The sequence below is a fragment of the Symbiopectobacterium sp. Eva_TO genome (assembly GCF_053848865.1).
Window position 1 is genome coordinate 593,975 of the sequence record NZ_JBSPEY010000004.1, and the last position, 13,104, is coordinate 607,078.

Below are 13,104 nucleotides of genomic sequence, written 5' to 3' on the forward strand. Positions count from 1 at the left end.
GCTTAAAAAATAAAAGTCTTGAAGAGTGAACAACAGTTAATTCATTACGAACTAACAGTAATAATTCTTTGAGCATCGCTTCTCGAGTAGAAGCAAATCAAACTTTAAATTGAAGAGTTTGATCATGGCTCAGATTGAACGCTGGCGGCAGGCCTAACACATGCAAGTCGAGCGGTAGCACAAGGGAGCTTGCTCCCCGGGTGACGAGCGGCGGACGGGTGAGTAGTGTCTGGGAAACTGCCTGATGGAGGGGGATAACTACTGGAAACGGTAGCTAATACCGCATAACGTCGCAAGACCAAAGTGGGGGACCTTCGGGCCTCACGCCATCAGATGTGCCCAGATGGGATTAGCTAGTAGGTGGGGTAACGGCTCACCTAGGCGACGATCCCTAGCTGGTCTGAGAGGATGACCAGCCACACTGGAACTGAGACACGGTCCAGACTCCTACGGGAGGCAGCAGTGGGGAATATTGCACAATGGGCGCAAGCCTGATGCAGCCATGCCGCGTGTGTGAAGAAGGCCTTCGGGTTGTAAAGCACTTTCAGCGAGGAGGAAGGCAGTAAGGTTAATAACCTTGCTGATTGACGTTACTCGCAGAAGAAGCACCGGCTAACTCCGTGCCAGCAGCCGCGGTAATACGGAGGGTGCAAGCGTTAATCGGAATGACTGGGCGTAAAGCGCACGCAGGCGGTTTGTTAAGTTGGATGTGAAATCCCCGGGCTTAACCTGGGAACTGCATTCAAAACTGGCAAGCTAGAGTCTCGTAGAGGGGGGTAGAATTCCAGGTGTAGCGGTGAAATGCGTAGAGATCTGGAGGAATACCGGTGGCGAAGGCGGCCCCCTGGACGAAGACTGACGCTCAGGTGCGAAAGCGTGGGGAGCAAACAGGATTAGATACCCTGGTAGTCCACGCTGTAAACGATGTCGATTTGGAGGTTGTGCCCTTGAGGCGTGGCTTCCGGAGCTAACGCGTTAAATCGACCGCCTGGGGAGTACGGCCGCAAGGTTAAAACTCAAATGAATTGACGGGGGCCCGCACAAGCGGTGGAGCATGTGGTTTAATTCGATGCAACGCGAAGAACCTTACCTACTCTTGACATCCAGAGAATTTAGCAGAGATGCTTTAGTGCCTTCGGGAACTCTGAGACAGGTGCTGCATGGCTGTCGTCAGCTCGTGTTGTGAAATGTTGGGTTAAGTCCCGCAACGAGCGCAACCCTTATGCTTTGTTGCCAGCGATTCGGTCGGGAACTCAAAGGAGACTGCCAGTGATAAACTGGAGGAAGGTGGGGATGACGTCAAGTCATCATGGCCCTTACGAGTAGGGCTACACACGTGCTACAATGGCGTATACAAAGAGAAGCGACCTCGCGAGAGCAAGCGGACCTCATAAAGTACGTCGTAGTCCGGATTGGAGTCTGCAACTCGACTCCATGAAGTCGGAATCGCTAGTAATCGTAGATCAGAATGCTACGGTGAATACGTTCCCGGGCCTTGTACACACCGCCCGTCACACCATGGGAGTGGGTTGCAAAAGAAGTAGGTAGCTTAACCTTCGGGAGGGCGCTTACCACTTTGTGATTCATGACTGGGGTGAAGTCGTAACAAGGTAACCGTAGGGGAACCTGCGGTTGGATCACCTCCTTACCTAATGATACTGATTCTGTGAAGTGTTCACACAGATTGTCTGATGAAAATGCTGAGCAAAAGCACCTGTTGATGAATGAGTCTCTGACTCATGCTGATACGAACCTATTAGAGCAGTTGAGTTAATCGGGTTTTCGTGTCCCCATCGTCTAGAGGCCCAGGACACTGCCCTTTCACGGCTGTAACAGGGGTTCGAATCCCCTTGGGGACGCCATACCGATAATGAGTGAAAGACATTATCACCGGTTCTGTGGAACCGACAATAACGTAAAGATGACTTACGAGTCGTGTTTACGATATTTGCTCTTTAACAATCTGGAACAAGCTGAAAATTGAAACGAGCAATATTGGCTCACTACCAATATTGTGATTCTCTCAAGCTTTCACACCCGAGACATTTTCGGGTTGTGAGGTTAAGTGAATAAGCGTACACGGTGGATGCCTAGGCAGTCAGAGGCGATGAAGGGCGTGCTAATCTGCGAAAAGCGTCGGCAAGCTGATATGAAGCGTTACAACCGACGATACCCGAATGGGGAAACCCAGTGCAATTCGTTGCACTATCATGTCATGAATACATAGTGGCATGAGGCGAACCGGGGGAACTGAAACATCTCAGTACCCCGAGGAAAAGAAATCAACCGAGATTCCCCCAGTAGCGGCGAGCGAACGGGGAAGAGCCCAGAGTCTGAATCAGCTTGTGTGTCAGTGGAAGCGTCTGGAAAGTCGCACAGTAAAGGGTGATAGTCCCGTACACGAAGACGCACAGGTTGTGAGCTCGATGAGTAGGGCGGGACACGTGTTATCCTGTCTGAATATGGGGGGACCATCCTCCAAGGCTAAATACTCCTGACTGACCGATAGTGAACCAGTACCGTGAGGGAAAGGCGAAAAGAACCCCGGCGAGGGGAGTGAAATAGAACCTGAAACCGTGTACGTACAAGCAGTGGGAGCATCCTTCGGGGTGTGACTGCGTACCTTTTGTATAATGGGTCAGCGACTTATATTCTGTAGCAAGGTTAACCGCATAGGGGAGCCGCAGGGAAACCGAGTCTTAACTGGGCGTTAAGTTGCAGGGTATAGACCCGAAACCCGGTGATCTAGCCATGGGCAGGTTGAAGGTTGGGTAACACTAACTGGAGGACCGAACCGACTAATGTTGAAAAATTAGCGGATGACTTGTGGCTGGGGGTGAAAGGCCAATCAAACCGGGAGATAGCTGGTTCTCCCCGAAAGCTATTTAGGTAGCGCCTCGTGAATCCATCTTCGGGGGTAGAGCACTGTTTCGGCTAGGGGGTCATCCCGACTTACCAACCCGATGCAAACTACGAATACCGAAGAATGTTATCACGGGAGACACACGGCGGGTGCTAACGTTCGTCGTGAAGAGGGAAACAACCCAGACCGCCAGCTAAGGTCCCAAAGTCATGGTTAAGTGGGAAACGATGTGGGAAGGCATAGACAGCCAGGATGTTGGCTTAGAAGCAGCCATCATTTAAAGAAAGCGTAATAGCTCACTGGTCGAGTCGGCCTGCGCGGAAGATGTAACGGGGCTAAACCATGCACCGAAGCTGCGGCAGCGACGCTTAGGCGTTGTTGGGTAGGGGAGCGTTCTGTAAGCCGTTGAAGGTGAACTGTGAGGTTTGCTGGAGGTATCAGAAGTGCGAATGCTGACATAAGTAACGATAAAGCGGGTGAAAAGCCCGCTCGCCGGAAGACCAAGGGTTCCTGTCCAACGTTAATCGGGGCAGGGTGAGTCGACCCCTAAGGCGAGGCCGAAAGGCGTAGTCGATGGGAAACAGGTTAATATTCCTGTACTTGGTGTTACTGCGAAGGGGGGACGGAGAAGGCTATGTCATCCGGGCGACGGTTGTCCCGGTTTAAGCGTGTAGGTGGGTGACTTTGGTAAATCCGGGTCACTGTTAACACTGAGGCGTGATGACGAGGTACTACGGTACTGAAGTGACAGATGCCCAGCTTCCAGGAAAAGCCTCTAAGCATCAGGTAACATTGAATCGTACCCCAAACCGACACAGGTGGTCAGGTAGAGAATACCAAGGCGCTTGAGAGAACTCGGGTGAAGGAACTAGGCAAAATGGTGCCGTAACTTCGGGAGAAGGCACGCTGTGCGAGGTGTAGGGATTTGCTCCTGAAGCTTTGCGCAGTCGCAGATACCAGCTGGCTGCAACTGTTTAATAAAAACACAGCACTGTGCAAACACGAAAGTGGACGTATACGGTGTGACGCCTGCCCGGTGCTGGAAGGTTAATTGATGGGGTTATCCGTAAGGAGAAGCTCTTGCTCGAAGCCCCAGTAAACGGCGGCCGTAACTATAACGGTCCTAAGGTAGCGAAATTCCTTGTCGGGTAAGTTCCGACCTGCACGAATGGCGTAATGATGGCCAGGCTGTCTCCACCCGAGACTCAGTGAAATTGAACTCGCTGTGAAGATGCAGTGTACCCGCGGCAAGACGGAAAGACCCCGTGAACCTTTACTATAGCTTGACACTGAACCTTGAGCCTTGATGTGTAGGATAGGTGGGAGGCTTTGAAGTGTGGACGCTAGTCTGCATGGAGCCAACCTTGAAATACCACCCTTTAATGTTTGATGTTCTAACCTGGGCCCATAATCTGGGCTGGGGACAGTGTCTGGTGGGTAGTTTGACTGGGGCGGTCTCCTCCCAAAGAGTAACGGAGGAGCACGAAGGTTAGCTAATCCTGGTCGGACATCAGGAGGTTAGTGCAAAGGCATAAGCTAGCTTGACTGCGAGAGTGACGGCTCGAGCAGGTACGAAAGTAGGTCTTAGTGATCCGGTGGTTCTGAATGGAAGGGCCATCGCTCAACGGATAAAAGGTACTCCGGGGATAACAGGCTGATACCGCCCAAGAGTTCATATCGACGGCGGTGTTTGGCACCTCGATGTCGGCTCATCACATCCTGGGGCTGAAGTAGGTCCCAAGGGTATGGCTGTTCGCCATTTAAAGTGGTACGCGAGCTGGGTTTAGAACGTCGTGAGACAGTTCGGTCCCTATCTGCCGTGGGCGTTGGAGAATTGAGGGGGGTTGCTCCTAGTACGAGAGGACCGGAGTGAACGGACCACTGGTGTTCGGGTTGTCATGCCAATGGCATTGCCCGGTAGCTACGTGCGGAAGAGATAAGTGCTGAAAGCATCTAAGCACGAAACTTGCCCCGAGATGAGTTCTCCCTTGTCCCTAGAGGACGCTGAAAGGCCGTTGAAGACGACGACGTAGATAGGTTGGGTGTGTAAGTGCAGCGATGCATTGAGCTAACCAGTACTAATGACCTGTGAGGCTTAACCTTACAACGCCGAAGATGTTTTGGTGTTTATTGAGAGAGAAAATCGTGTGGAACGATTTTGAACAGCGCGGAGCGCTGGCCCCGAAGGGGTGAGTATCAGGATGATACGAACAATCACGTGCTCGTTAAATTCAGCTTGTTGACAGATTGGCATTCATGGCTGAGAGGCGGTGGATGTGAAACAGAATATGCCTGGCGGCGATAGCGCGGTGGTCCCACCTGACCCCATGCCGAACTCAGAAGTGAAACGCCGTAGCGCCGATGGTAGTGTGGGGCTTCCCCATGTGAGAGTAGGGAACTGCCAGGCTTTTAATCATATCGTTATACACATCTTTTGGCCATTTTTTGAACAGGATGCTCAGAACCCCGTGAATTAAGGCATTCAAGCCATCCCATTGGCTTTTTGAGGTTCAAAATGCCACTCTGAGATAAACCCGTAACTCATTGATTAAACAGTGCGTTAGAAAGATGTGTATAACGATATGGCTTTTAATATAGCGAAGGGGCTGTCCGGAAGGACAGCCCTTTTTGCTGTGTGTGGTTTTTAGCGTAACCGTAACGCGCAAATAATCCCATACCGTTTATATGTATTAGCTCAGACCTGATCTGACAGTTACCGGTTATTTATACAGGTGTCTGTCAGATTAAATCTGGTTCAGATTTTTTTCTGCCCAGACTCGTTTACCATCAAGTAACGTGGCCATTGGCGTACGCCCGCAGCACATTTTACCCTGATGAGTTCGCTCATTATTGTAATGCCACAACCAGTTGTCCAGATCCTTTTGTAGACTTTCTAGGTCCTCGTATAACGTCTTACGGAACGCAACCTGATAAAAATCCTGCAAAATAGTTTTATGGAAGCGCTCGCAGATACCGTTTGTCTGCGGAGACATCGCTTTCGTTTTCGTATGGTCTATATCGTTGATAGCCAAGTACAGCTGATAGTCATGTTGTTCCACTTTACCGCAGTACTCCGTCCCCCCTGTCCGTCAGTATTCTTAGCATTGGCAGCCCCTGAGCTTCGTAGAACGGCAGCACGCGATCATTGAGCAGGTCGGCGGCAGAGATCGGTGCTTTACTCGTGTAAAGCTTGCAGTGCGCCACTTTCGAGTACGTATCCACGAACGTCTGCTGGTAGATACGGCCAACACCTTTCAGATTACCCACGTAGAAGGTGTCCTGCGACCCCAGATAACCCGGGTGAGCAGTCTCTATTTCACCACAGGCTTCGTCGTCGTGCGCCTTCTTCTCCAGTGCAGCGATTTGAGCATCAGTAAGTACGATGCCTTCTCTGGCAACTTTTTCCTCAAGTGCCTTCAGGCGCTTACGAAAGTTTTCCAGATCGTGTCGTTGCCAGATGGAGCGCACACCGCTGCCAGAAATGAAGACGCCTTTTTTACGCAGCTGATTACTGGTCCGGTGCTGGCCATGAGCCGGGAACTCAATGGCGTAATCAACAACCGCACGTTCAGTGGCTTCATCAGCACGGTTTTTCAGGTTGGGAACCCGGCGGTTTTGGTTAACCAGAGCGTCAATGCCGCCTTCTGCCGCCAGTTCCTGATAGCGATAAAACGTGTCGCGTGACACCCCCATGATTTTACAGGCTTTTGATACGTTACCGAGTTCTTCGGCGAGATTGAGCAGGCCGGCTTTGTGTTTGATGATGGGATTGTTAGTATGAAGCATGAGAGTTACCTCGTGTTTTGTATAAGGATTCGACACCCATATCAAAACCGGTAACTCTCAACCTTTCAAGGTCCAGTGTCAGATCAAGTCGCGACTAATACAGTTTATATGCATTAATTTGCCCCTCCTCCTGTGGTTAAACGCCTGAAAATGGCTGAATGAATTAGCTGTAATTATGTACAAACCTATCGTAATACCAGGTTGTGAGCTTGTTCATCCCGCTTCGTCACTATTTCGACTAAAACAGATAAGCCCTGATAAAAAATGTCAGGTGCATGTCGTGTCTCTGTACAACCTGCACGCATTGACGTGGGGTTAAAACCTGCAAACAAGCCAAAAAGCTGTCGGCTGCTCATAAAGGGGTAAATAGATTATGTACAGGCGTTTACTGGTCGCAATGGCTGTCGCTACAGCATTATGTGGCGCAACACAGGCTTCGGCGCTCACCGTGGGATTTTCTCAAATCGGTTCCGAGTCGGGATGGCGCTCTGCTGAAACCAAAGTCTCTAAACAGGAAGCAGAAAAACGGGGTATCACCTTAAAAATCGCGGATGCGCAACAAAAACAAGAAAACCAGATCAAAGCAGTAAGATCGTTTATTGCACAAGGCGTTGATGCCATTTTTATCGCGCCCGTGGTTGCAACGGGTTGGACGCCAGTACTTCAGGAAGCCAAGGAAGCAAAAATACCGGTATTCCTGCTGGACCGTATGATCGATGTTAACGATCCCTCTTTGTATACCGCTGCGGTTGCTTCTGACAGCGTCTACGAAGGTAAGGTGGCTGCCGAATGGCTGCTGAAGGATGTGGCCGGTCAGCCCTGTAACGTTGTTGAGCTGCAAGGCACGGTGGGATCGAGCGTTGCAATAAACCGCAAAAAAGGGTTTGTTGATGGCATCGCTGCTTCTCCGAATGTGAAGATCATCCGCTCTCAATCAGGTGATTTTACCCGTAGCAAGGGTAAAGAGGTGATGGAAAGCTTCATCAAAGCGGAGCAGAACGGCAAGAATATCTGCGCGGTTTATGCTCATAACGATGATATGGCGATCGGTGCCATTCAGGCCATTAAAGAGGCCGGATTAAAACCTGGCTCGCAAATTAAAGTGGTTTCTATCGATGGGGTTCCCGATATTTTTAAAGCAATGATCGACGGTGAAGCCAATGCCACCGTAGAGCTGACGCCAAATATGGCTGGCGCGGCATTTGATGCGTTAATTGCCTTGAAAAAAGAAGGGAAGCAGCCGCAGAAATTTATTCAGACTGAATCAAGATTATTATTGCCGGATACGGCGCAAGCGGAATACCAATCCAAAAAAGACCTCGGTTATTAAGCCTGATAACGATGGCGTGCAATGCGCCATCGTTACCTGATGTTTTAGGCGTAATCAATAAGGTTGTGTTTTGACCAACACCCAAACGCAAGTGGCATAGGTGAGTCTGATGGACACTGAATTGCTGTTGGACATCCATGGAATGAGCGTCGAATTTCCTGGCATTAAAGCGTTGGATAGCGTCGATTTCACGCTACGCAAAGGGGAAATTGTTGCCTTGCTGGGTGAAAACGGTGCGGGAAAATCGACGCTGATAAAAGCATTGACCGGGGTTTATCGGCGTTCAGCAGGAGCGATTTTTCTCGAAGGTAACGCTATCGATCCGTTAAACACTGCACACGCGCAATCCTTGGGCTGTAGTGGTCAACTAATATTGGCCACCGCATTAGACTGTATGTAGAACAGTCGCTCAGATTCGTTTGGAGTTAAGCCGCCGTTATACCAGTGAGGCCGGATAGCGCTGTAATACCCCGTGATGTAGCGGATAATCGCGTCCTGGGCTTCGCTGAAGCTGTTGTAACCCTTTGTCGGCACCCATTCTGTCTTCAGGCTGCGGAAGAACCGCTCCATTGGCGCATTATCCCAGCAGTTACCCCGCCGACTCATACTCTGCTTTATCCGGCAGCGCCACAGGGCTTGCCGGTATTGACGGCTGGTATAGTGGCTGCCCTGGTCGCTGTGGAACATGGCTCCTGTTGGTTGTCCCCGGAGTTCCCAGGCCATCTGCAACGCTTTAACTGTCAGCGCCGAGTCCGGCGACGTCGACATGGCCCAGCCCACCGGTTTGCGGGCGAACAGATCTAGCACCACCGCAAGGTAAGCCCAGCATTTGCCCGTCCAGATGTAGGTCACATCGCCGCACCAGACCTGATCCGGCGCGGTAACCGCGAACTGGCGGTTGAGATAGTTCGGTATTTCAACGTGTTCATTGCCGCCGCGTTTGTATTTGTGAGCCGGTCGCTGGCAGCTGGCGATACCCAGCTCCTTCATCAGCTTGCCAGCCAGCCAGCGCCCCATTTTGACACCGGAGCTGCCGGTGACGATGGTCGCGATACTTCGAGCGCCGGCAGAGCCGCCGCTGGCGTTCCAGGCTTCCATGACGCGGCTACACTTAACCACGCGCTCACCGTCGGGTTCATTAGCGGAAGCCTGCCAGTGCCTGTAGCTGCTGCGATGTACCTCAAAAGTTTGGCACAACGCCGTGACCGGGTATCGCGCCCTCAGCCTGTCGACTACCGTGAACCGTTGAGTGAGTCCGACATTAAGAGCGCCGTAGCCTTTTTTAGGATTTCGTTCTCCATTTCAAGGCATTGGACTTTTTTCTTCATCTCACGCAGCTCGAGCTGTTCAGGGGTAAGAGGAAGTCCCGTTGGCGTTTTTCCCTGTCGTTCAAGGCGAAGCTTATTGACCCAGCGACTAATGGCAGAATGGCTGACATTAACCGCCTCTGCGGCCTTAACGTATGTGTAGCCGTGGTCGACAACCAGCTTTGCGGCTTCGAGCTTAAATTCCGCCGTAAAATGTTTACCCATGAGGTCACCTGTCGTGTTGATGAGGTGAGCATATCACCTCCGCTCAGGTGGCCAGTATCAGTGTGCCACTACACGCATCGGTACCGTTTACCAAGAGGTCAATCTTTTATCCAATCTGTCGGTGGCGGCGAATTTTTTTTGGGCCGGGAACCCTTGCGCTTCGGCATGATTGATCAGAAAGAAATGGCGCGGCTTGCCAGAGAAATTGTTGCCTACTACGGGCTACGGATAGATGTTACCGATCCTTTAGACAATTACTCGATCGCCATTCAGCAGATTATTGCTATCGCTCGTGCGGTCGATCTTTCCGCCAAAGTGCTGATCCTTGATGAACCCACTGCCAGCCTGGATGCGAATGAGGTCGATATGCTGTTCGGCATTCTGTCCCATTTGCGTGAACACGGTGTGGGCATGATTTTTGTCACCCATTTTCTCGATCAGGTTTATCGCCTTAGCGATCGCATCACCGTGTTGCGTAACGGCAAACTGGTGGGCAGTGAAATGACGGCGGCCTTGCCGCGTATCGATCTGGTACAGATGATGCTGGGCCACAGTTTTGATGAATCGCTATTAAAGCGCTCCGCTCATGCAACTGAAACTGAAACTGGCGATCCTTTGGGGCTTTGTTGAATAATAGTGAGTCATGCTGTTTTGCCAAGCCACTTTTGGTAGAAAATGCTTGTCCCCTCAGGTGTACAGTTTTCTCATGAAGCCTAACTGCATGATTTTGCGTTGCGAGGATCCGTCGTTTCACTGGGCTGCCAGCATAAAATCTATTTATTCAACAAAGCCATCCTTTGGTCGAGTTTCGTGGCTATGGTCGTCGTAATATGGTTGATCCCTTTGATTTGTCCGTTGCGCCAGGCGAAATCGTCGGGCTGGCGGGATTATTGGGATCGGGTCGCACAGAAACCGCTCAGCTCGTCTTTGGCATTAAAACGCCGGATAGCGGTGAAGCCAGAGTTGATGGTCAGCCCGTCTCCATTCGGAGCCCACGCAAGGCGGGCAAGCTGGGTTTTGGTTATTGCCCTGAAGATCGCAAAACCGAGGGCATCGTCGGTTCAGCGACCGTTCGAGAAAACATTATTCTGGCGTTGCAGGCCCAGCGCGGGTGGTTGCGTCCGCTGGCGTTAAAAGAGCAAACCCGCATTGCAGAAATGTTCATTGAGAGATTGGGGATACGCACGCCGAGCCCTGAACAGGAAATTCAGTATCTCTCTGGCGGCAACCAGCAAAAGGTGTTGCTCTCACGCTGGCTGGCGACAGAACCGCGTTTTCTCATTCTTGATGAGCCGACGCGCGGCATTGATGTTGGGGCCCATGCCGAAATCATTCGTTTGATCGAAAAACTGTGTGAGCGCGGTATGGCGCTGCTGGTTATCTCCTCTGAGCTGGAGGAGCTGACCGGTTATGCCGACCGTATCATTGTGTTGCGCGACAGAAAGCAGGTGGCACATCTGGCGCATCAGGAGATTTCCGTTGCTGCCGTGATGCAAGCCATTGCATTACAACCAGGAGGTGCGCATGACGGACAGCCATGTTAAACCCGTGCGTCGGATGCGCTTCGGCGTTAGTAAAGGGCTACCACAGATTGCGGCGTTTGTGGTCATCCTGCTAATCGATAGCCTGGTAGCACCCAATTTCTTTTCGCTGCATGTGCAAGATGGGCGTTTGTTCGGCAGCCTGATCGATATACTTAATCGAGGCGCACCGGTCGCATTGCTGGCATTGGGCATGACGCTGGTGATCGCTACCGGCGGTATTGATCTTTCGGTGGGGGCGGTGATGGCTATCCGCCGGTGCCACGGCAGCGAGCCTGGCGGCGCAAGGCTATGCATTGCCGGTGATTTTACTGGCGGCAGTGCTCACCGGCGCAGTGTGCGGGCTGTGGAATGGTTTTCTGGTCGCCGTGTTACAGATCCAGCCGATTGTGGCGACCTTGATGCTGATGGTGGCTGGTCGTGGTGTCGCACAGCTGATTACCGAAGGGCAGATTATCACCTTCGCCCACCCTGCGCTGGCACATCTGGGCAGCGGCTCGCTGTTCTACCTGCCGATGCCGGTGATTATCGCTTGTGCCATGCTGCTTCTGCTCTGGTTACTGACGCGCAAAACCGCGTTGGGCCTATTTATCGAAGCGGTGGGTATCAACGTGCGTTCGGCCAGAAACGCGGGCATCAGCACGCGCCTGATCCTGATTTCCGTCTATGTCATCTGCGGTGTTTGCGCTGCGGTGGCGGGTGTGATTATTACGGCCGACATCCGCGGTGCGGACGCAAACAATGCCGGTTTGTGGCTTGAACTGGATGCCATTCTGGCGGTGGTGATCGGCGGCGGATCGTTACTGGGCGGGCGGTTTAATCTGCTGCTTGCACTGGTTGGGGCGTTGATTATTCAAAGTATGAATACCGGTATTCTGTTAGCAGGATACCGTCCTGAACTCAATCTGGTGCTCAAGGCGTTGGTGGTGTTGGCTGCGAGCGGCGTGGAGCTGGATGCGATTGCGGCAGTGGTGATTGGCGGTACGCTCCTGACCGGGGTACTGGGCACCTTCTTTGGGGTGCTGATTCAAGGTCTGATTCAAACCTATATCACCTTTGATGGCACGCTCAGCTCCTGGTGGACCAAGATAGTTATTGGCATCCTGCTGTTTGCCTTTATCGTCTTGCAGAAAGGGCTGAGTGCATTTTGGGTCGCCAAACGCGCCTGACGGCGCTACTCGGCTCACAACATATCGGCAATAGGGGTTTTAAGCAGTTGACGGATTAACGCCTGCTGGTCGCTGTTTTGCAGCCAAACGGCATACAGCGGGCGGATCACCGGTGGCGTATTTTGCTGTATGTAAAGCAATGGGTACGTTTTTTCCCAATGGCGCGGCAGAAAGGCACAACCGCCGGTGGTCAGCAGCAGCTGGCGCGTCAAGTGTGCTGAGGTGGTGGTCAGGATAGGAAGCTGTTCGTTACTCAATAACCGCCCTTCATGTTGATGAAAATCCGCGCCCCATTCCAGTTTGATAAAAGGTCGTTCGGTCTGCTCCTCATCCTGTGTGGCGAACAACGCCAGAGAGAAGTTTCCTAACAAATGGCTGGTTAACTCTTCCATTTTGGGCTGCTCGGTGGTGATCTGCAGGTCCAAACGCCGCTCGTGTAACTGCTGCACCAGAGAGTGACGTTGTGCAATGCGCGCTTCAAGCTGAAGCAGCGGGCGCTGCTGATATAACGTTTGTAGCCAGGGTGTCAGGTAGGTTTCCCACAGCGATGCCGTCGCACCAATCGACAGCAACTGGTGCTGCTGCGAACGCGCGACCTCTTTTTTAGCCAGTTGCCAGGTGCCCATCAGACTCTCTGCGTAGGGCAACAACCGCTCGCCCGCCGGTGTCAGGCGAATATTATTGCGATGGCGAGTGAACAAATTTGCACCAAGTTGATTTTCTAATTGGCGAATACGAAAGCTGACCGCTGATTGGGTCAGATAGAGCGATTCTGCGGCGCGCCCAAAATGCCGGGTTCTGCTGACTTCCAGGAAGGTTTTCAGTAATTCGGTATCCACGCCTATCTCCAAAAAAATTTTTCGTGATGATTTAAATGTTTTGT

The 13,104-nt window shown here is 51.9% G+C and carries 3 protein-coding genes, 1 tRNA gene, 3 rRNA genes and 5 pseudogenes; 9 read left to right on the forward strand and 3 right to left on the reverse strand.

Going from position 1 to position 13,104, the window contains the following annotated elements; all coding sequences use genetic code 11:
* The first annotated feature begins 106 nt into the window (after window positions 1-106).
* The 4 genes from ACWWJF_RS05055 to rrf all read left to right on the forward strand — a co-directional run bounded on the left by ACWWJF_RS05055 (window position 107) and on the right by rrf (window position 5,270).
* Window positions 107-1,648 (forward strand): 16S ribosomal RNA (locus ACWWJF_RS05055).
* 138 nt (window positions 1,649-1,786) lie between these two features.
* A tRNA-Glu gene (locus tag ACWWJF_RS05060) sits at window positions 1,787-1,862 on the forward strand.
* A 197-nt stretch (window positions 1,863-2,059) separates the two neighbouring features.
* Window positions 2,060-4,966, forward strand: a 23S ribosomal RNA gene (locus ACWWJF_RS05065).
* A 188-nt stretch (window positions 4,967-5,154) separates the two neighbouring features.
* Window positions 5,155-5,270: ribosomal RNA gene (rrf, locus tag ACWWJF_RS05070) — 5S ribosomal RNA — on the forward strand.
* Together the 16S, 23S and 5S rRNA genes with 1 tRNA gene alongside form the textbook arrangement of a ribosomal RNA operon.
* A 337-nt stretch (window positions 5,271-5,607) precedes the next feature.
* Here rrf and ACWWJF_RS05075 read toward each other — a convergent pair.
* Window positions 5,608-6,649 (reverse strand): annotated as a pseudogene (locus ACWWJF_RS05075) (IS481 family transposase).
* Between the two features lie 373 nt (window positions 6,650-7,022).
* On the opposite strand from ACWWJF_RS05075, the gene ytfQ reads away from it, so the two are divergent.
* Both ytfQ and ACWWJF_RS05085 read left to right on the forward strand, forming a co-directional pair.
* Window positions 7,023-7,979 (forward strand): galactofuranose ABC transporter, galactofuranose-binding protein YtfQ, encoded by a 957-nt coding sequence (ytfQ, locus tag ACWWJF_RS05080; protein ID WP_455868840.1) that lies wholly within the window; start codon window positions 7,023-7,025, stop codon window positions 7,977-7,979.
* 109 nt (window positions 7,980-8,088) lie between these two features.
* Window positions 8,089-8,334: pseudogene (locus ACWWJF_RS05085) on the forward strand (ATP-binding cassette domain-containing protein); the annotation flags it as partial.
* 8 nt (window positions 8,335-8,342) lie between these two features.
* Here the strand turns inward: ACWWJF_RS05085 and ACWWJF_RS05090 are convergent.
* A protein-coding gene (locus ACWWJF_RS05090; RefSeq protein ID WP_455868841.1) for an IS3 family transposase occupies window positions 8,343-9,511 on the reverse strand; the annotation gives its coding sequence in 2 pieces (ribosomal slippage) (window positions 8,343-9,256 and window positions 9,256-9,511; 1,170 coding nt in all).
* A 76-nt stretch (window positions 9,512-9,587) separates the two neighbouring features.
* On the opposite strand from ACWWJF_RS05090, the pseudogene ACWWJF_RS05095 reads away from it, so the two are divergent.
* The 3 pseudogenes from ACWWJF_RS05095 to ytfT all read left to right on the forward strand — a co-directional run.
* Window positions 9,588-10,099 (forward strand): annotated as a pseudogene (locus ACWWJF_RS05095) (ATP-binding cassette domain-containing protein); the annotation flags it as partial.
* A 203-nt stretch (window positions 10,100-10,302) separates the two neighbouring features.
* A pseudogene (locus ACWWJF_RS05100) lies at window positions 10,303-11,055 on the forward strand (ATP-binding cassette domain-containing protein); the annotation flags it as partial.
* A 13-nt stretch (window positions 11,056-11,068) separates the two neighbouring features.
* Window positions 11,069-12,017 (forward strand): annotated as a pseudogene (ytfT, locus tag ACWWJF_RS05105) (galactofuranose ABC transporter, ATP-binding protein YtfT); the annotation flags it as partial.
* 218 nt (window positions 12,018-12,235) lie between these two features.
* Here ytfT and hdfR read toward each other — a convergent pair.
* Window positions 12,236-13,060, reverse strand: a complete 825-nt coding sequence (gene hdfR, locus ACWWJF_RS05110; protein ID WP_455870937.1) for an HTH-type transcriptional regulator HdfR — start codon at window positions 13,058-13,060, stop codon at window positions 12,236-12,238.
* Window positions 13,061-13,104: the final 44 nt, after the last annotated feature.

Excerpts from the sequence above, each read along its gene's own strand:
- ytfQ (WP_455868840.1), top strand. The coding sequence starts at position 7,023 with ATGTACAGGCGTTTACTGGTCGCAATGGCTGTCGCTACAGCATTATGT.